Raw genomic sequence first — 20,175 nt, 5'->3', positions numbered from 1 at the left:
TCCGTATCAGATCACCTGCATTCCTTTTAAGATTTTCTCCGGAGTGATCGGCAGCTCATTGATCCAGACGCCGGTTGCGTTATAAACTGCATCTGCGATCGCCGGGGCCGGTGTATTGATGACGATCTCACCGATGGATTTTGCACCAAAAGGACCAGTCGGTTCATAGCTGCTGTCAAATTCCACACGGATACGGTCTGTATCCAGACGGCTTGGTACTTTATACTGCATAAAGGAATTGGAAAGATTTTTCCCGCGTTCATCGTACCAGATATCCTCGTACAGTGTCATGCCGATTCCCTGCAAAAGTCCTCCTTCTGTCTGTACCCTTGCAAGATTGGTATTTACGACAGTTCCACAGTCAACACAGGCGGTATAGTCTAACAACTCAATCGCGCCTGTTTCCGGGTCAACCTCGACTTCGGCGCAGGCTGCCATAAATGGTGGCGGTGATACCGGGGAGCTGTGTGAATAAGTAACCTCCATTGATATCTCATTATTGCACATGGACGCGGTTGCAATGTCAAAAAGGCTCATTTTAGAACCGTCTGATTCATCGATGACATTTTCTCCATCAAAAGTAAGTGCAGAAGCATCTTTATTCATACGGGCTGCTGCAAGTGCAATAATGTGTTCTCTCAACTGTTCACATGCCTTTACTGCTGCCATTCCGGTCAGATAAGTTGTACTGGATGCATAAGAACCGGAATCATATGGGGAAATATCAGTATCTACGCCGTAGACAGATATATTATCGATCGTTGTTTCTAACACATCTGCCGCAAACTGGGCAATGATCGTATCACATCCGGTACCCATATCAGTACAGCCGACTGTAATATGATACGTTCCCTCATCGCTTAATTTTACCGTGACAGAACCTACATCACAGTTTGAAATGGAAGATCCCTGCATCGCCATTGCAACTCCGCGTGCCCGGATCTTTCCATCCGGCATCACAGTACGCATGCCTTTTTCTTTCCATCCGATCATATCGGACGCTTTTAACAGACATTCTTCTAAACGGCAGCTATTTGCGGTCTCACCATAATATGCAGGCATTATATCCCCTTCATGGATCATGTTTTTCTGACGAAGTACGATTGGGTCCATAGAAAGTTTATCGGCTAATTTATTGACCGTGGACTCGACTGCAAAAATACCCTGTGTTGCACCGTAACCACGATAAGCTCCTGCAGACATGCGGTTCGTATAGACAACCTCATATTGGAAACGGAATGCTTCTGTATGATACATTGGAATGGATTTATGTCCGCTTAATCCTACGGTAGTCGGACCATGTTCACCAAATGCTCCGGTATTAGACAGTGTATGCATATCAATGGCACGGATCGTTCCATCGGACATTGCACCCAGACGAACTCTTACTTCCATCTCATGACGCGGTGAAGATGCGATCATGGATTCTTCTCTGGTGTAGATCATTTTTGCCGGTTTGCCGGTCTTTAAGGTTACGATCGCCGGATATACTTCTGTGACAACCGTCTGTTTTGCACCAAAACCTCCACCGATACGAGGTTTGATGACACGGACTTTTGCCTTGGAAATATCAAGTGCATTTGCAACGATCCTTCTTACATGGAAAGGAATCTGTGTGGAACTGAGCACGATCAGACGTCCATAGGTATCCATATATGTACAGGTACGGAAAGTTTCCATCATACTCTGCTGCATGGCTTTGACATGATAAGTTTCGTCTAACACAATATCACAGTCTGCAATGACAGCATCCACATCTCCTTCACCATCTACGCCGGATGCGCAGAGATTTCGTTTGTTGTCAGCACCAACCGGACAGAGTGACTTCCAGTCATCCTCCGGATGAACTAAAATAGGATTATCCATTGCCGTATGGAAATCTAAAACAGCATCTAAAACCTCATAGGTCACTTTGATCCGCTTTAATGCCATATCAACCGCTTTTTCTGTTTCTCCGGCAACGATCGCAACCGGATCACCAACAAAACGGACACGTTCTTCTAATATGTATCTGTCATATGGACTTGGTTCCGGATATGTCTGCCCTGCCATGGTAAAACGACGTTTTGGAACATCCTTGTAGGTCAGCACACAGACGATACCGTCTATTTTTTCAGCAAGATCTGTGCGGATTTCTTTGATCAGTGCGTGGGCATGCGGACTTCTGAGTACCTTTACGATCAGACAGTCTTTTGGCGCCACATCATCCATATAAACTGGTTTTCCGGTCACAAGCGCCATTGCATCTTTTTTCATTACGGGAGCATTGACAAATTTTCCCGGTTTTCTTAAATTCGTACTGCTATTCATGCCATTTCCCCCATTTTAAATTTCAGGTATTCTTTAACTGCACGAAGCTGGCTCTCGTATCCGCTGCATCTGCAGAGATTTCCGGCAAGGTATTCTTTCATATCCTCCTCAGTCGGATTGTCTAACTCGTCCTCCATCGCAAGTACATTCATGATAAATCCCGGATTACAGAAACCACACTGTTCTCCACCCTGTTTTGCAAGGTAAGTACCAAATTCTCTTGCGCGTTCTTCCACACCTTCTAAGGTGGTGATATGTGTACCGTCTGCCCTTGCTGCCAATACGGAACAGGAAAGCACCGGTTTGTGGTCAATCCATACGGTACACAGACCACAGTTAGATGTTTCACAGCCTCTTTTTACGCTGTAACAGCCCTCAGACCGGACAAATTCCAAAAGCGGCAGATCTGCTGCGATCTCACGCGTGATCTCACGCTCATTCAACCATACATGTATTTTCATCTTATTATTTGTTCTCCATTTCTGATATTATCTTTTTATCATCAAAGACTTTCATACCTTTTTGACACCAGAGCCTGTCTTTATTTTCCAAAAGAACAGATTGCTCTGCGGATCAGCACACCTGCAACATGTTTCCTGTAATCGGCACCGGCTCTGCGGTTGTTCCCATAGGTAAACTGATCTGCGCACCAGATGGCAAGTTCTTTGACCAGTGTCTCATCTTTTTCAAATCCCTTCGGAAACTGTTTTCCAAAACCATCCGGTTTCGCGGAGCTAAGTGGCAGTTCTATCAATCCGGCATGAACCGGTCTTGCCCCGATACTCACATGCAGACTGTCATCATATTCAGACACCGCACATGCAATCACCGGGAAATCAGTAGCTGTATTACGCTGGCTTAAATAGGCGATACGGATCGGCTTTTTTGCCACATGAAGTGCAATTAAAATATCGTTGTCATATGGCATATCAACAAAATCTTTTAAGGGAACCATACCTGCATGATACAGTTCGACCTGCGTATCCATTGCAAGAAATACAGTCAGCACATCGGAAAAGCCGAAACGCCCGAAAATACTGCCTCCAACCGTTGCACAGTTGCGGAACTGTACGCCGACAATATGGCGGACACTCTCACGAATCGCTCCGTTGGTATATGCGGCAAGTCCCACATGTTTTTCTATTTCACGTAAGGATGTCATGGCACCGATGACAAACTCTGTTTCCGTCTCAGTGATCTTATCAAGTCCAAGTCCCGACAGATCGATCGCTGTTGAAATCCTGCGGTCACCGATCTTCATCCAGACACCACCGGCGATAATCTTATTATTTTTTTTCTGATTCAGCTCATATGCTTCTTCTAAACTTTCTACCTTACGGTATTCATTGATCGTTAACATTGATTCCTCCTATGTGTACGCATAAAAAAGCGCTACCTATATTATACTGTACGGAAGTACCTGCGTCAAACAGGAATACGGGATTACAACAAAATAATGAGGTACTGAAATATCCAGTACCTCATCAATCATTCTTTTAATAAGTAAACAGTTGCGTCCAGTAAGGTGTTCCCTGCCCATTGGTACGGTAGCCGACACCAAGTTTTTTAAAGTTCGGGTTTAAAATATTTGCGCGGTGCCCCTCACTGTTCATCCATGCATTCATAACAGTTTCCGGTGTTTTTTGTCCCCATGCGATATTTTCTCCGGCTCCGCGGTAGGTAATGCCAAGATCTGTGATCGCTGTTCCAAAAGTTCTTCCATCCGGTCTTGTGTGGGAAAATGATTTTTCAATCTCTATGGAACGTGTTGCTGCGGCTGCTGCTACCGTATCATCCCAGATCAGTTCATTTAGTCCGGCTTTTTTCCGCTCTGCATTGACCAGCTTTAAAACCTGTTTTATGTAAGAAATTTCCGCAAGATCCTCTTTTGGCTGTTCATCGCCGGATGTGTTGCCACCCGGCTGATTTTCTTCAGGTTTCTCCGGCGTATCCGGCTTTTCTGGTGTACCAGGTGTCTGATCGTCTTTGTCGTCTTCTGGTATTTCCGGTGTACATTCTCCCGGCAGGACGATTGCCGGAAATCGGTCGCATATTTTTTTTAATAAGTCATTGACAGAATCTGCCTCAAAAGAATTCCACTGATCAGCAGCACAGTCTTTTTCAAAAACCGAGATATTCACACGGTTTGCGGATGCTGCTTCTACCGGTGCAGACACACTCAGTGTAATTCCAAGTGCTGCTGTAAATGCCAATAGTATCTGTTTCTTCATGATAATCCTCCATTTTGCTGTCATTTCATAAATGTAATGTAACAGTTTGATATGTTACGTATTTGTTTTAAAACTATTACATTTTTGTTACAAACAGAAGAATATCATAATTCATAACTGCATCCAACCGGTAACATCTGGCATTTCTGGTAATTTTTACTCGACTCCCGCCTTTTTGCAGATATCATTCAGGCAGCAACGGTCACAAAATGGTTTTGTCCGTGCTGTACATACCTCACGTCCATGATATACAAAGCGGTGGCACAGATCACTGCCCTCCTCCGGCGGAATGATCTTCCAGAGTTCCATCTCTACTTTTTTCGGTTCTTTGATGCCATCCACAAGACCGATGCGGTTTGAAAGACGGATACAGTGCGTGTCAGTTACGATCGCAGGTTTTCCGAATACATCTCCCATGATCAGGTTTGCACTCTTTCTTCCCACACCTGGAAGTTTTAAAAGTGCGTCAAAATCATCTGGTACATTTCCACCATACTGCTCCCATAAAATCTTCATACAGGCACTGATATCTTTTGCCTTGCTCTTTCCGAGACCGCAGGGTCTTACAATTTCTTCGATCTCTTCCACCGGTGCATCGGCAAGTGCTTTTACATCCGGAAATTTTTCATATAATTTTTCCACGACGACATTTACTCTTGCGTCGGTACACTGTGCCGCTAAACGGACACTGACTAAAAGTTTCCACGCCTGATCATAGGTAAGACTGCATCCGGCATCCGGGTATTCTTTTTTCAGACGTTCGATCACTTCTTTGGCAAGTTCTTTTTTTCTCATGATGCTCCTCACTTTTATCGTTAAAACTTCTTTTATTTTACCATAAAACACTGCATTTAAACAACTTTATCCATTCACTTCCTGCGCCCCGTAAATAGACTTATTTCCATTTACCAGATATGCAATCATACACACGATAAAAAATGGAATCATATCATTGCTTCCAAACACTTCGAGTCCGATCAGAACCGGCGCAAAAAGTGTGTTTGTTGCACCCGCAAATACCGCTGCATATCCAAGCGCTGCGCAATGAACCTGAGAAAGTCCAAGGATTTCTCCCAAAACGATACCAAGGGATGCACCGATAGAAAATAAAGGTGTGACTTCCCCTCCCTGAAATCCGATTGCAAGAGTTAAGACCGTGAGAAGCAATTTTAAGATCCAGTCATAAGTATAAATATTCCCATCTGAAAATGCAGCAGAGATCAGATTTGTCCCCAGTCCGCTGTATCTCCCATTGTAAAGCAATAGCAAAATCAATGCTAACGGAATCGATATCACACCGATCCTGACATATGGATTCTTCAGATTTTCTCCAAAAAATTTTTTTAACTGTGCAAGAAGAAACGAAAATAACCTGCCTGTCAGTCCGAAAATAATTCCAAGTACAACAAGCCGGACTGCGATACTGCCATCTGATATTTTAACCGCGTCCTGAAGTGGTACATAAAATTTTTCCAGTCCCAGCATATGCGAAGTAAATGCTGCTGTGTAAGATGCTATCAGTGCCGGCAGCAGTGCATGATACTGCATTTTTCCTGCAACGATCACTTCCATGGAAAAGAATACTGCGGCAAACGGCGTCTGAAATAAACCGCCAAAGCCTGCCGCCATACCTGTGATCAGCATAATCCGGCTGTCTTTCGGAAGATGAAATCTGTGCCCCAGTGCATGTGATAACGTTGCACCGATCTGTACAGCGACACCCTCGCGGCCGGCACTTCCTCCAAATAAATGTGTGATCCACGTTCCAGACATGACCAATGGAATCAGAACCAGTGGGATATCCTCTCTTTTCTTCTGTCCGGTTTCAAAAACAAGTGTCATTCCCTTTAAACTTGTTTCGCTGAAACGATAATAAAGCCAGGTGATCAAAAGACCTGCAAGCGGCAGAAACGGTATCAGAAACAGATAATGCTCCATCCGGAAATCGGAGATTGCAAGCAGTCCTCTGCCAAATACGGCATCAATGATTCCAACCAGCACACCGGTCAAAACGGCAAGTGATACATATTTCAAAAATAAAATAAATGATTGTAATTTTTTCTCCATAAATTTTGTTCCCTTCATTTAACTTTCACTATCATCCTACGAATACAAAAGCATGTCAACAAAAAAAGTTTTACATTACAACTTTATTGTGATACAGTATTGCAGTAATGTTTTATTCATGATATACCAGCAAAAATTTTTACAAACAGACAAAGGAGAGTTTTGTTATGACAGGACAAACGATAGGGCTGCTGCTCGTCATGATCATTTATCTGATCCTGATGGTGGGGATCGGTGTGATCTATTCGAAAAAGAACAATGATGTATCTGACTTTTATTTAGGTGGCCGGAAATTAGGACCGATCGTAACGGCAATGAGTGCGGAGGCTTCTGATATGAGCAGCTGGCTTCTGATGGGACTGCCGGGTGTTGCCTATCTTTCCGGTTGTGCCGAAGCAGGCTGGACAGCGATCGGACTTGCGATCGGTACTTATCTTAACTGGCTGATCGTTGCAAAACGTCTGCGCCGTTACACGCACAAGGCAAATAATTCCATCACACTTCCTGCTTTCTTTGAAAACAGATACCGTGACAAAAGTCATGCACTGATGGCGATCTCTGCTATTATGATCGTTATTTTCTTTGTACCATACACTGCTTCCGGATTTGCCGCATGTGGAAAATTATTTTCTACGCTGTTTGGGATTTCCTATCTTCCGGCAATGATCGTCAGTGCCATCGTTATTGTTTTATATACCACGCTTGGCGGATTTCTTGCTGCAAGCATGACTGACCTGATCCAGAGTATTATTATGACGATCGCACTTTTGATCGTCGTATTTTTCGGTATTCACACAGCCGGTGGACTGGATGCAGTTATCACAAATGCAAAATCCATGAGTGGATATTTAAGCCTGACTTCCTCTTATGACCCTGCAACCGGTGTGTCTGTGCCATATAAGGGACTGACGATCGCTTCCACGCTTGCCTGGGGACTTGGATATTTTGGTATGCCTCATATTCTGCTTCGTTTTATGGGAATCGAAGATGAAAACAAATTAAAAACCTCCAGAAGAATTGCATCCGTATGGGTTGTTATTTCCATGTTTGTGGCTATATTTATCGGTATCATCGGTTCTGCAATGACAAAATCAGGTGCTCTTGAATTATTTGAAACTTCCTCACAGTCAGAAACTCTGATCGTAAGGACAGCTGTTCTTTTAAGCGATCACGGCGTTTTGACTGTTATTATGGCTGGTCTGATCCTTGCCGGAATCCTTGCAAGTACCATGTCAACATCAGATTCCCAGCTTTTAGCCGCATCCTCATGTGTTTCACAAAACCTTTTCTGTGACTGCATGGGACTAAAGCTGTCAAAAAAATCCTCCATGCTCATGGCAAGACTTACGGTTATCGTGATCGCTGTTATTGGTGTTTTCCTTGCAAGAAATCCGGATAGTTCGGTATTCCGTATCGTCTCTTTTGCATGGGCTGGATTTGGTGCAACCTTTGGTGCCGTTATGCTGTTTTCCTTATTCTGGAAACGCACGAATCGGAATGGCGCACTTGCAGGTATGATCGTTGGCGGTGTTATGGTGTTCGTATGGAAATACCTGATCGCTCCGCTTGGAGGGCTGTTTGGAATTTATGAACTGCTTCCGGCATTCATATGTTCCGCATTTGCGATTGTTGTTGTCAGCCTTTTGACTGCACCACCTTCACAGGAAATCACTGATGAATTTGAGAGCGTATAATGAAATCTTCATAAAAAATAGTCCGGGCTTTTAGATCAATAAGCTCGGACTATTTTCATTATCTGTCTGTTCCCTGTTTCCAGTATAAATTTGTAAACTGGGCTTTCTGTTTCTGATCCTCATTTGGATTGACTGCATACATGCCCATCACAACTCCGGTAAATCCTCCTGCAACTTCTGAGGATAAGTATTTTGTACGCGCACTTCCAAGCAAAATTTCCTCTTCATTTATGAATCCATAAAAATGATACTGCGCTGCATCAGATACCACTTTTAAAATAATCTGTGCATCTTCCGGCAGTTCTATTTCTTTTGCTGTCATAACCGCATCTCCGATCCGCAGACGCAGGATCAATGTACGCTTTTTCTCTTTGCACAAAACAGCAAGATCATAATGATGTTCCTCTGACAGATAAAATGTGATGCCTGCTTCGGGAGAATTGCCGGTAAGTGAAACGGTAAGTTCTGTATCAAACTCCGACTGACGGACTCCTAAAAATGTTGGTGACTCAGTATCATTTAGTGTAAAACGGTTACCAAAAAGTGTCACACTGTTTTCAGTAAATTCATAACATTCCGGATGATATTCACGGAGATGACAAAAACGCTGCGGTTCGTTTTTTATTGTTTCAAAAGAAACATCATACCGTCCATTTATCTTCTGTTCTGAAGCTTTTAATGGCAGATCCATCACAGTCTGCACTGTTCCGTCCACACCTGCCGTAAACCATCCGTTCTTATCCCAGGTAACAGGAACCAAAAACACTTCACGTCCTAAATGATGGAACGGCATCCAGTCACTCTGGATACGGAATCCAAGACATACCATAAAAGTTTCTCCATATGGCGTCTCTATGAGATCACCATGACCGATTCCCTGTATATGATTTTCATTACCACCCAGATTCCGGTTGGTAAGTACCGGATTTTGGGCATACGCTTCAAATGGTCCATAAGGATCTTTTGACCTTGCATAAGTTACCATATGACCATATTCCGTACCACCTTCTGCAACCATGAGATAATACCAGTCCCCAAAATGATACATATGCGGTGATTCAATATAACGGCCGCCGCTTCCCTTCCAGATCGGTCTGCTTTCTGTCAGACGTTTTCCGGTTGTGATATCGATCTCACACTGGAAAATACAGCCTCTTCCATCTGATTCATCCGTTCCATTGCTGATAAAATAAACTTTGTCTCCTTCAAAATACAAAGACGGATCAATACCGCCCTGATCCACAAAAACGGGATCCGACCATTCGCTGTAGATATCGTCTGTATAGACATAAAAATTTTTCTGATAGGTATTGTTGTTGGTAACCATATAGAACCGTCCGTTATGGAAGCGGATCGTCGGTGCGAACACCCCGCCGGAACCGGGAACCTGATATAAATTGACCTGGCTTTTTCTGGTAAGGCAATGACCGATCGGTTTCCAGTTTAACAGATCATCGCTTTCAAATAATGGAACCCCCGGAAAATATTCAAACGAACTGCAGGCAAGATAATATTTGCCGTTTGCACTGCAGATACTTGGATCCGGGTAAAACCCCCGGACAACTGGATTTTGTACTTTCATGTTTACCTCTCCTTTGACAGCAGTTTAGGGCAGGCTGCTCATTTCAAAGACACTCCCGCTGACTGCATTATTTATGATACGGTTCGCCATTCATAATCCGGTAACTGCGGTAAATCTGCTCTAGCAGAACCACACGCATAAGCTGATGCGGAAACGTCATTTTCGAAAAACTGAGTTTAAAATCAGCACGTTTTAGCAGGTTTTCAGACATACCGAGCGATCCGCCGATCAGAAAAATGATCTGGCTGATCCCGGAAGTTCCGAGATTTTCAATCTTTTTCGATAACTCCACGGAATCTAACTCCTTACCATCGATTGCAAGGGCAAAGATATATGCACCCTCTTTTGCTTCTTTATCGAGACGCGTCAGGATACGCTCTGCTTCTTTTTCTCTGATCTGGTTTTCTACCGTATCACTTGCATTTTCCGGTGTCTTTTCGTCAGCGACTTCTATGATGTCTAATTTACAGTAACGGCTTAATCGTTTGCTGTATTCTGCAATTGCATCCCTGTAAAACTTTTCTTTGATCTTTCCTACACATAAAATCGTAACTTTCATAGTTCCTCACATAGTTTTATTTATGCTCTCCACGGAATTATGCTGCGAACTCATTTATCCTTATTCTAGCAAATCCGCTTGCATGCATCTACATTATAATTTATACTAAAACTACTTGAAAAACAATAGATGTTCATTCATCTGGAAATGAGGAAAATTATGTCACAGGAACCATTTGATATCAGCAACAATGCAGCCGAGAGCAACTTAGCACCGTCTCACGCATATGTATCAAAGAAAACAAAAAAAGAAGATGTCACATCCACTGCATATACATTTACAATCGTAAGTGTCGTTGGATTTATTCTTCTGATCTTATTCGGACTCGATCTGCTTCCTTTTCAAAGTGCTGCTTACTCTAAAACAATGATCCTTATTGTTATGGGTGTGATGTTTGCTATTTTTCTTTTTGTCGGCATACATTCATTTATGGAATTAAAATCTCTTTCAAACGCCGCTGACCGTGAGGAACAGCAGTTTGAAGAAATCTGTCAGTGGTTTTTAGATACATATACGGCAGAAAAAATCAATGCAGATGCCGGTATCTCAGATGAATCTGAAGAGCAGAATTATTTTTTGCGTTATGAAATCATGAAGGGATTGCTTCTTGAAAAATATCCGCAGACGAATGCCTCACTTATTGATCACATCATAGAAACAATTTATGATAAAATATTTTTGGCATAGTGCTTTTTTCTGTCAGATATATGTGTTATAATGGACAAAATATTTGAATATATGAGGTGGCTATTGTGAAAATACTTGAAGAGAAGATTCTTTCTGAAGGAATTGCAGTCAATGAAGATATTTTAAAGGTAGACAGTTTTGTAAACCATCAGGTAGATCCTGTTTTGATGCAGCAGATCGGTGAGGCATTTGCCGAACATTATAAAGATTGCGGAGTAACAAAAGTTGTAACGATCGAAAGTTCCGGTATTGCTCCGGCTCTTATGACAGCACTGGCACTGAATGTTCCAATGATCATTTTAAAGAAACAGCCTTCTAAGGTATTAAATGATAATCTGTTTCAGACAGTAATCACTTCTTTTACCAAGGGGACAAGCTATGAACTGACCTTATCCCAGCAGTTTATCAATGAAAATGACCATGTATTGATCGTGGATGATTTTCTTGCAAACGGCGAAGCTGCAACAGGAGCAATCCGCCTGCTGCGCAAAGCACATGCAACGATCGCCGGAGTCGGTATCCTGATTGAAAAATCATTCCAGCCGGGACGCGGAAAATTAATGGAACAGGGCATTGATGTATACTCTCTCGCCCGCATCAGTAAACTTGGAAAAGATCTGATTGAATTTATTCCGGAAGAATAATAGAAAATATAAATAGCGGTAAGAAAATATGCCATCAGGCTTTTTTCTTACCGCTATATTTAAATAGAAGAGAATCTACTTATGGTTTTATAGTCTGAATCGTTCCGTCCTCATTATATTGAAGTTCACAGTATTTCACACAGCGCATACTGTTAACTCCTCCGGACAACTCACAGTCATGATAAAAAAGATACCATTTTTCACCAACCTGTACGATGGAATGATGTGTTGTCCAGCCGAGTACCGGTTCTAAAATTACACCTTTGTACTGAAATGGTCCCATAGGATCGTCTCCGACAGCATAAACAATTTTATGTGTAGTTCCTGTCGAATAGGAAAAATAATATTTTCCCTGATATTTGTGCATCCATGGTCCTTCAAAATATCTCCGGTCTTCGTCTCCTGCTTTTAAAGGCTCTCCATTTTCATCTAAAATGACAATTTCTTTTACATCTTCTGCAAAGCCAAGCATATCTTCTCTTAATCTCGCAACTCTTGGTCCGACTGCATTTTTATCCATATCTGGTTCTGTGGCATTTTCATCAAATACTCCGGTTTTCCATTTTTCCAGTTGTCCGCCCCATAAGCCGCCAAAATAAATATATGCCTCATTATCATCATCTACCAGTACAGCAGGATCTATGCTGAAACTTCCTTCTATATAATTTTTCTCCGGGATAAATTTTCCGGCAGGTTTATCGGATACTGCAACACCGATACGGAAAATACCTTCCTTATCACGTGCCGGGAAAAACAGATAATATTTTCCATTTTTATATGCCGCATCCGGTGCCCACATTTGTTTTGATACCCATGGAACTTCATCCATATGCAATACTTCACCACAGTCAACACATTCACTGTCTACATTATCCATACAGAGAATGTGATAATCTTCCATATTATACTGGTCTCCATTGTCATTGTCTTCACATTCATGCTGCAGATCGTGTGAAGGATAAATATAAATTTTTCCTTCAAATACATGTGCAGATGGATCTGCAGTATAAATATTTTTTACCAGTGGTTGTTTTTGTTTTGCCATTCTTTTTCTCCTTCAAATCTTTTTATGATTATATATATCATGCTAACATCAGCCTTTTACAGCACCCGCAGTCAATCCGTCTACGATCTGGTTGCTAAAACAGCAGTAAACAATGATTGTCGGCAGGATTGCAATGATAATCGCAGCAAACATCTGTGTATAATTTGTATTATAAGGTCCTACAAACTTGGATAATGCTACCGGCAGTGTTTTTTTTGCGTCATCTGAGATAAATACCATTGCTAAAAGAAGTTCATTCCAGTTCCCGACGAATGCCATCAATGCTGTTACAAAAATACCTGTTTTGGATAATGGCAATGCAATGGATGTAAATATTTTATAAATAGAGCATCCATCTATGCAGGCAGCCTCAAACATTTCATTTGGCATATTTTTGAAAAATCCTGTCATAATAAAAATTGTTGTAGGCAGTGATACTACGGTATAAGGTATGATCAAACCAAGCAGACTGTTATATAAATGCATATTTGAAAATGTTTTAAATAATGGTATTAAAATACAGTGGATTGGAATCATCATTCCGATCAGGAAATATGTCATAACTGCACCGGACATTTTAAAACGCAGTCTTCCGAGTGCAAAACTTGCCATACAGCCTATGATAATATTAAGGATTAATGCGGTAACACATACAATAGCTGAATTTAAGGTTGCAATACCAAGTTTTCCGGCAGTCCATGCAAAAATAAAGTTTCCAAGCTGTATTTCTTCGGGCAATGCAAATGGACTTTTAAAAATTTCTGTATTCGTTTTCAGCGAAACAAAAAACATCCATACCAATGGTGCTAAATAAAGAAAAGCCATCAATACAAGGAATATATATATCACGATTTTCCATGCCAGTGCTTTTTTATTTCCTTTCATGTAAATTTCCCCCTTACATTTCATAGTTTTCTACTTTTACAAACTTATTAATGAAAAATGTAACCAACAGACATAAAATTAAAAGCACAACACCGATCGCACTTGCATATCCGTATTTAAAATATTTAAATCCCTGCGTATAAAGATGTGTTGCAAGAACTTCCGTCTGATGATTTGGTCCGGCTTCTGTCATGTTAAAGATCAGATCAAAGAATTTTAATGCGCCAATACAGTTTAAGGACATTGCAATCGCCATCATTGGACGGATCAATGGCATGGTAACATACCAGAAAGCTTTTGTTTTAGTTGCTCCGTCGATATAGGCAGCTTCATAAAGTGATTTATCGATTCCTGATATCTGTGCCATATAAAGCATCATAGATTGTCCTACATACTGCCACAATGCAACAAATGCGATCACTTTCATCGGAAGTGTAATATATCCGCTGACATCCATCAGCCAGAGTGGTCCTTCTATTCCCCATGTTGCAAGAACCTGATTGATACCAAGTTTTGGTGTAAAAATAAACATCCATAACAGTCCGAGTGCTGCTGATGAAAGTACACATGGCAGATAATATATATTCTTAAAAAGGTTTCTTCCTTTTTTTATATTCGTAAGTAATGCTGCTAAAAAAAGACCAACAACAAGTTGTGATACTACGGAAAAAATCATAAAAAATATTGAATTTTTCAATGCGATCTGCATGGTTGTATCTTTCGTAAACAATTTAATATAATTTCCAAATCCGATAAATTCGGGTTTCGATAACGCATCCCAATCACAGAGAGAATAATAAATCGACTGGCAGATTGGTATAAATAATACCAGGGTAAAGAGAATTATTCCCGGTGCAAGAAACAGACAGATGGCTTTTTTATCCCGTAATAGTTTATCCATAAAATTTCCCCCATCAACACATTCATTCTATTTGTGAACACGGGATCCATAACAGATCCCGTGTTCAGGTACTTCAGCTATACATTATTTATTCCAGACATTTTCCTTATAAAAATCTTCAATGATCTGTAATCCATCTTCTACTGAATTGTTTCCAAGATAAATAGAAACCATTGCATCATCAAATGTTGAACCGGCTTCTGTGGAAGCAAGTGATTCATTATAGAATCCAAATGTTCCGGTTGCTTTTGCAAAGATATCCATCACATACTTTAACTGCTTTGGAGCTTTATCATAATTAATATCAACATTGGTAACCGGAATCTTTCCACCGATCTCTGCTGTATATTTCTGTGCAGTCTCATCAGTAAAATATTTCATTAATGCAATACATGCATCCGGATGCTCCGTAGTAGAGCTCATTGCAAGGCTGTCTGTTTTTGCAATGATACGGTTTGGATCGTTACCGCCTTCAATGGCCGGGAACTGGAATACACCGCATTTTTCTTCAAAATCAGGATTGGAACCATTGATCTGTGCGATTGCCCAGGAACCCTGAATTAAGATCGCAGCCTCACCATTATAAAAGTTTGCAGTTGCAACATCATTTGTATCTCCTGCTGCTGTTGGCTGGAAATATTTTGATAACTCAAGCATTTTATTTGCTGCATCCTGGAACGGCTGATCAAGCCAGCTTGCATTACCTGCTGCAATTGCATCAAGATCTGCATTTTCTCTGTCGCAGAGATATCCGCACAACATTGATAAACACCATGCTGTTCCTGCACTGATCGTAATCGGAGTATAACCTTTTGACTGAAGTGTCTCACATGCTGCAAGAAGATCATCGTATGTTTCCGGAACATCTACACCGGCATCTGCAAACATTTCTGTGTTATAAAATACACACGCTGCTGCAAGATTGGTAGGTACTGCGTAAATTTTTCCGTCATAAGTCTGTTTATCAAATACACCACCGTTAAACGTATCGTACCATCCGTCTTCATGCAAATAATCTGTAAGATCAGCCGCAACCCCCGGCTCCACATAATCTGTAAGATTTGGTCCAGGTGAAACAATAAATACATCCGGTGTCTGATTGGAAGCAACTAATGCATTTAATTTTGTATAGTATTCTTCCAGATTTGTTGTGATCACATTACAGTGATAAACCCCCTCATAATCTTTGTTGAATCTGTCGATGACATCTTTATAACCCAATGTGATAAGATCTTCCGTTGCCTCCATGTCATCCCAGAACATCCAGGTAATCTCTTCTACATCCCCGTCTGTTTTTGTAGTGCTCTCCTCTTTCTGGTCTGTTTTTTCAGCAGCTGCAACTCCTGATTCAGACGAAGCATTTGTGTTTACCCCGGTATCAGTAGATACTCCACAACCTGCTATCGTTCCCATTGCCATCAATAAGGAAAGACCTGTTGCTAAAACTTTTTTTAACTTCATATGTAACCCCCTTCTTTCACCTGTCAGATATTCTGACTGTGTGAATTGATTTATTTGACAATCTTATCTTATTTCTTACTTGTTTTATTCTCTATACAATAATTGCTTTTTCATAATCAATTCTTGCTTTTTTTGTATTTAATTCAAAGTACAAATTGCATAATTTGGTAGTATTTTTCAAAATATTATTATATTTTTTGTGCACATTTCCTTTTTTATAAAATGATATTGTTTTTAAAATTGATATATTGTATATATATCTTAAGAAACAGCAATAGATTTTCGATTAATAAAATGCAATATTTCGTAATGAAATTTATATTTTTATATCAATTTAAAAAATACATATAATCTGATTTATGCAGAACATGGCAAAAAATAATTCTAAGGAAGTTTACATAGAAAAGGAGATTTGAATGATAAAATATTTAGATGGTGTTCGTGAAACAGTTGGATTTGAAAATAACTCATCCCTTATGCTTTTTGATAATACTGATTATGAAGAATATCCGGTTCATTGGCATACACCCATCGAGCTGATCATGCCAACAGAAGGAACATATGATGTAGACTGCAATCAGATTCCATTTCATATGCGCAAAGGAGACATTATTGTTATTATTCCGGGTACTCTGCACCATATGAAAGCCTGTCATGGGCGACGAATTATTTTTCAGGTTGATATGAACAGTGGAAAACCATTTGAAGAGTTTACTGCATTTCTGCCTTTTTTACAGCCGGCTGTTTTGATCACTCCGGAGGAGGCTCCTGCCATTCACGAGGAAGCTATGTCTCTTATGTTTGGAATCAGAGATGAATATCTCTCTGATACACCGTTATATGAGACGTCTGTTTATGCAAAATTTTTACAGCTTATCGTTTTGATTGGCAGACAGATTGCCAGTACCCCGGCAAAATTTGCTGACACAAAACCAACAAAACAAAAAGAGTATATTGATAAATTTATCAGTATTTGTCAATATATCAACCAGCATTGTACAGAAGATATTACCTTAGAACAGGTTGCTGCTTTAGCAGGATTTTCAAAATATCATTTCAGCAGATTGTTTAAAGAATTTACAAATATTTCTTTTTATAAATACCTGAACAACCAGCGGATTTCATATGCTGAAAAACTTCTGTTAGATCCCAATATAAATATAACCGAAGTGGCCATTCACTCCGGTTATAATAGTATTTCCGCATTTATGCGGATGTTTAAAATTATAAAAAATTGTACTCCAACAGAGTTTCGGAACATGTATCAGTCCTGATATCATTGTGGATGATATCCAAAATTTACACGATAGATATCACTGACTAAACCTGTCTTGTTATTTACTGCCATGACAGATAATACATAATCCCCTTCCGGAACAACAATCGGTTCTGTATAAACAGCCGATTCTGTTGTTGGATCTGTAGAATCCCATGTATAATAAATCGTGCACTCTTTCTGCTGTGTGATTGTTACAGTGGTCTCCTCAGAGAAAACTCCTCCATCTGGTGAGACAGATGGCAGATCCGGTTTTTTAAACTGAATCTGGTATTCTTCTGTTACGATATCACTGTAGATGCCTTTTTCATTACAACATACAGCATTGATTTCAAAATTTCCAGTATGATTTAGCGGAATACCTCCCTGTGGATATGGAATCCCATTTTCTTTATCCGGGACAGTGCCATCCGTCGTATAATAAATGTCATTTCCGGCAATTGAGTAGATCACGACTGTAATATAATCATCATATTGCCCACTAAGCGGAGATATGATCGGTTCACCAACCTCATAATCATCGAATAATGCAAGTATATCCGCATCCGTAACATCTTCTTTTAAAGAAAGAATGTTGTCATAATCCCCCATTTCATCATAAATGGAGATCAGATGCTGATAAGCCTCTTTATTCGTTTTGTCAAGTTGAAGGATTTCCATATATAAAACGAGTGCTGAATCATATTCTTTCTGGCTGGTATAGACTTCTGCCATTGCCTCACGTACTTTGATATCATCTGGCTGCAATGCCAATGCGGTTTTATAATATTGAAGTGCATTTTCGTAATTATGATCTACCAGTTCTTTTTCAGCCATTTCAATTTGATAATCGTAGGAATTTGCATTCTTATTATCTATATAAAGTTTTACAGCAACACCAACTGCCGCACCTGTCACTATAAAGCAGCAACAGAGAATCAGCAGCAGATGGTTGTTTTTTTTCTTTTTGTTTTTTTTGGGTTCTACTTCCGTCTTTTGCGGATTTTTTGCACTTTCTCCGTCTTTTAGAAGTGAACGCAGATAATCATCCTCAAGTACGTTGTAATCCGAAACTATCTGTGCTTCGTGGCCACAGACAGAACAGTAAAGGCAGCCTTTTTTTAACTCTGCCCCACACTTCGCACATTTCATGGGATATCCTCGCTTTCGACTTATTAAAATAATCCTGTGATCACACCGTTATCATCAACATCTATACCGTATGCTGCCGGATTTTTTGGAAGTCCAGGCATTGTCATGATCGCTCCGGTAACCGCTACAACAAAACCTGCTCCGGCAGAAACATAAACTTCTCTCACATTAATGGTAAATCCGCTAGGACGTCCGAGTTTCGTCTGGTCATCAGACAGGGAATATTGTGTCTTTGCCATACATACAGGGAAATCTGACATTCCCATCTCAGCAATGCGCTTTAACTCCTTTGCAGCAGCAGGTGCATATGTCACACCGTCAGCTCCATAAATTTCTTTTGCAATCGTCTCGATTTTTTCTTCCAGTGAAAGATCATCCGGGTATAATGGTTTGAAATGGCTTTCCTTTGTCTCTAAGGTTTTTAATACTTTCTCGGCAAGTTCTACTCCACCTTTTCCACCTTTTTCCCAAACTTCTGCAAGTGCAAATTCACAATCTCTTTCACGGCAGAACTGTTCAATATAATCGGTCTCGGCTTTCGTATCTGTAACAAATGAATTTAATGTCACGACAACTGGAACACCATATTTCTGTAAATTCTCGATATGTTTTTCAAGATTTACGATACCCTTCTTTAAGGCATCTAAGTTTTCTTCACCAAGATCAGCTTTTGCAACACCGCCATTGTATTTTAATGCTCTTACCGTTGCAACTAAGACAACAGCATCCGGATGGAGCCCTGCCATGCGGGATTTGATATCAAAAAACTTTTCTGCACCTAAATCTGCACCAAAACCGGCTTCTGTGATGACATAGTCCGCCAGTTTTAAAGCTGTCTTTGTAGCACGTACACTGTTACAGCCATGTGCAATATTTGCAAATGGTCCGCCGTGAACAATTGCCGGTGTGTGCTCTAAAGTCTGGATCAGGTTTGGTTTTAAAGCATCTTTTAATAATGCAGCCATTGCGCCGGTCGCTTTGATATCATCTGCAGTAACAGGCTTACCATCATAAGTATATGCAACAATGATCTTTCCGAGTCTGCGTTTTAAATCATGCATATCATCTGCAAGACATAATACAGCCATAATTTCTGATGCAACGGTGATAACAAAATGATCTTCCCTGACCATTCCATCCATTTTTCTGCCAAGACCGACTACAATATTTCGAAGGACACGGTCATTCATATCCAGACAACGTTTCCAGACAACCTGTCTTGGATCAATACCAAGCTCATTTCCCTGCTGGATATGATTATCAAGCAATGCAGCGAGCAGATTGTTTGCAGAAGTAATCGCATGAAAATCTCCGGTAAAATGAAGATTTAAGTCTTCCATTGGAACTACCTGTGCATAACCGCCTCCGGCAGCACCGCCTTTAATTCCAAAACACGGTCCAAGGGACGGTTCACGGAGTGCGATCACTGCTTTCTTTCCAAGCTGTCCAAATGCCTCACCAAGTCCTACACTGATCGTTGTTTTGCCTTCTCCCGCCGGAGTTGGATTGATTGCTGTTACAAGGATTAATTTTCCATCTGGTTCATCTTTAATGCGTTCCATCAGTTCATCAGAGAGCTTTGCTTTATATTTTCCATAAAGTTCTAATTCGTCCTCTGTGATACCAAGTTTTTCGGCTACTTCACGGATATGCAGCATTTCTGCTTCCTGTGCGATCTCGATGTCTGTTTTCATAATGATCC

General features: G+C 40.6%; 18 protein-coding genes. 4 read left to right on the top strand and 14 right to left on the bottom strand.

Translation table 11 applies throughout. From position 1 onward, the window contains the following. Nucleotides 1–6: 6 nt before the first annotated feature. From H8S51_RS10005 to H8S51_RS09980, 6 genes are all read right to left on the bottom strand, one after another. Nucleotides 7–2,310: a xanthine dehydrogenase family protein molybdopterin-binding subunit gene (locus tag H8S51_RS10005; RefSeq protein ID WP_186898786.1), complete on the bottom strand. Its 2,304-nt coding sequence runs from the start codon at nucleotides 2,308–2,310 to the stop codon at nucleotides 7–9. Then, a complete protein-coding gene (locus tag H8S51_RS10000) occupies nucleotides 2,307–2,771 on the bottom strand; it encodes a (2Fe-2S)-binding protein (RefSeq protein WP_186898787.1) in 465 nt (154 codons plus the stop codon). Before H8S51_RS10000 ends, H8S51_RS10005 begins: the two co-directional genes overlap by 4 nt. A gap of 80 nt (nucleotides 2,772–2,851) precedes the next feature. Beyond that, nucleotides 2,852–3,670: an FAD binding domain-containing protein gene (locus H8S51_RS09995; RefSeq protein WP_186898788.1), complete on the bottom strand. Its 819-nt coding sequence runs from the start codon at nucleotides 3,668–3,670 to the stop codon at nucleotides 2,852–2,854. Between the two features lie 136 nt (nucleotides 3,671–3,806). Further along, on the bottom strand, nucleotides 3,807–4,541 hold the full coding sequence (locus tag H8S51_RS09990) for a CAP domain-containing protein (RefSeq protein WP_186898789.1): 735 nt from the start codon (nucleotides 4,539–4,541) through the stop codon (nucleotides 3,807–3,809). Between the two features lie 156 nt (nucleotides 4,542–4,697). Further along, on the bottom strand, nucleotides 4,698–5,336 hold the full coding sequence (locus H8S51_RS09985) for an endonuclease III domain-containing protein (protein ID WP_118208861.1): 639 nt from the start codon (nucleotides 5,334–5,336) through the stop codon (nucleotides 4,698–4,700). Nucleotides 5,337–5,402: 66 nt separating this feature from the next. Then, on the bottom strand, nucleotides 5,403–6,608 hold the full coding sequence (locus H8S51_RS09980) for a chloride channel protein (protein WP_186898790.1): 1,206 nt from the start codon (nucleotides 6,606–6,608) through the stop codon (nucleotides 5,403–5,405). A gap of 167 nt (nucleotides 6,609–6,775) precedes the next feature. On the opposite strand from H8S51_RS09980, the gene H8S51_RS09975 reads away from it, so the two are divergent. Beyond that, nucleotides 6,776–8,302, top strand: a complete 1,527-nt coding sequence (locus tag H8S51_RS09975) for a sodium/proline symporter (protein WP_186898791.1) — start codon at nucleotides 6,776–6,778, stop codon at nucleotides 8,300–8,302. Between the two features lie 58 nt (nucleotides 8,303–8,360). On the opposite strand, the gene H8S51_RS09970 is transcribed toward H8S51_RS09975, so the two are convergent. After that, nucleotides 8,361–9,884, bottom strand: a complete 1,524-nt coding sequence (locus tag H8S51_RS09970; protein WP_186898792.1) for a glycoside hydrolase family 43 protein — start codon at nucleotides 9,882–9,884, stop codon at nucleotides 8,361–8,363. 67 nt (nucleotides 9,885–9,951) lie between these two features. Further along, nucleotides 9,952–10,443, bottom strand: coding sequence for a 23S rRNA (pseudouridine(1915)-N(3))-methyltransferase RlmH (gene rlmH / locus H8S51_RS09965; protein ID WP_118208864.1), 492 nt, complete (start codon nucleotides 10,441–10,443; stop codon nucleotides 9,952–9,954). Between the two features lie 159 nt (nucleotides 10,444–10,602). Between rlmH and H8S51_RS09960 the strand changes: the two genes are divergently transcribed. Further along, nucleotides 10,603–11,130, top strand: coding sequence for a hypothetical protein (locus tag H8S51_RS09960; protein WP_241070674.1), 528 nt, complete (start codon nucleotides 10,603–10,605; stop codon nucleotides 11,128–11,130). A gap of 65 nt (nucleotides 11,131–11,195) precedes the next feature. After that, nucleotides 11,196–11,774 carry a xanthine phosphoribosyltransferase gene (locus H8S51_RS09955; RefSeq protein WP_186898793.1) on the top strand — a complete coding sequence of 193 codons (579 nt, stop codon included), beginning with the start codon at nucleotides 11,196–11,198 and terminating at the stop codon, nucleotides 11,772–11,774. A 79-nt stretch (nucleotides 11,775–11,853) separates the two neighbouring features. Here the strand turns inward: H8S51_RS09955 and H8S51_RS09950 are convergent, their stop codons facing one another. The 4 genes from H8S51_RS09950 to H8S51_RS09935 all read right to left on the bottom strand — a co-directional run bounded on the left by H8S51_RS09950 (nucleotide 11,854) and on the right by H8S51_RS09935 (nucleotide 16,066). Beyond that, nucleotides 11,854–12,819: a glycoside hydrolase family 43 protein gene (locus tag H8S51_RS09950; RefSeq protein WP_186898794.1), complete on the bottom strand. Its 966-nt coding sequence runs from the start codon at nucleotides 12,817–12,819 to the stop codon at nucleotides 11,854–11,856. A gap of 48 nt (nucleotides 12,820–12,867) precedes the next feature. Beyond that, on the bottom strand, nucleotides 12,868–13,704 hold the full coding sequence (locus H8S51_RS09945; protein WP_118208868.1) for a carbohydrate ABC transporter permease: 837 nt from the start codon (nucleotides 13,702–13,704) through the stop codon (nucleotides 12,868–12,870). 13 nt (nucleotides 13,705–13,717) lie between these two features. Beyond that, nucleotides 13,718–14,605 carry a carbohydrate ABC transporter permease gene (locus H8S51_RS09940; protein ID WP_186898795.1) on the bottom strand — a complete coding sequence of 296 codons (888 nt, stop codon included), beginning with the start codon at nucleotides 14,603–14,605 and terminating at the stop codon, nucleotides 13,718–13,720. 84 nt (nucleotides 14,606–14,689) lie between these two features. Then, on the bottom strand, nucleotides 14,690–16,066 hold the full coding sequence (locus tag H8S51_RS09935; RefSeq protein WP_186898796.1) for an ABC transporter substrate-binding protein: 1,377 nt from the start codon (nucleotides 16,064–16,066) through the stop codon (nucleotides 14,690–14,692). A gap of 416 nt (nucleotides 16,067–16,482) precedes the next feature. On the opposite strand from H8S51_RS09935, the gene H8S51_RS09930 reads away from it, so the two are divergent. Beyond that, on the top strand, nucleotides 16,483–17,340 hold the full coding sequence (locus H8S51_RS09930; RefSeq protein ID WP_117921398.1) for a helix-turn-helix transcriptional regulator: 858 nt from the start codon (nucleotides 16,483–16,485) through the stop codon (nucleotides 17,338–17,340). Nucleotides 17,341–17,342: 2 nt separating this feature from the next. On the opposite strand, the gene H8S51_RS09925 is transcribed toward H8S51_RS09930, so the two are convergent. Beyond that, nucleotides 17,343–18,473, bottom strand: coding sequence for a tetratricopeptide repeat protein (locus H8S51_RS09925; protein ID WP_186898797.1), 1,131 nt, complete (start codon nucleotides 18,471–18,473; stop codon nucleotides 17,343–17,345). A gap of 23 nt (nucleotides 18,474–18,496) precedes the next feature. Further along, nucleotides 18,497–20,167 carry a formate--tetrahydrofolate ligase gene (locus tag H8S51_RS09920; protein WP_186898798.1) on the bottom strand — a complete coding sequence of 557 codons (1,671 nt, stop codon included), beginning with the start codon at nucleotides 20,165–20,167 and terminating at the stop codon, nucleotides 18,497–18,499. Between the last annotated feature and the right edge of the window lie 8 nt (nucleotides 20,168–20,175).

It is taken from the genome of Roseburia rectibacter, from assembly GCF_014287515.2.
Taxonomy (GTDB): Bacteria; Bacillota; Clostridia; order Lachnospirales; family Lachnospiraceae; genus Roseburia; species Roseburia rectibacter.
Note: the sequence above shows the minus strand (reverse complement) of the source record. Positions and strands in the feature narration are given on the sequence as shown.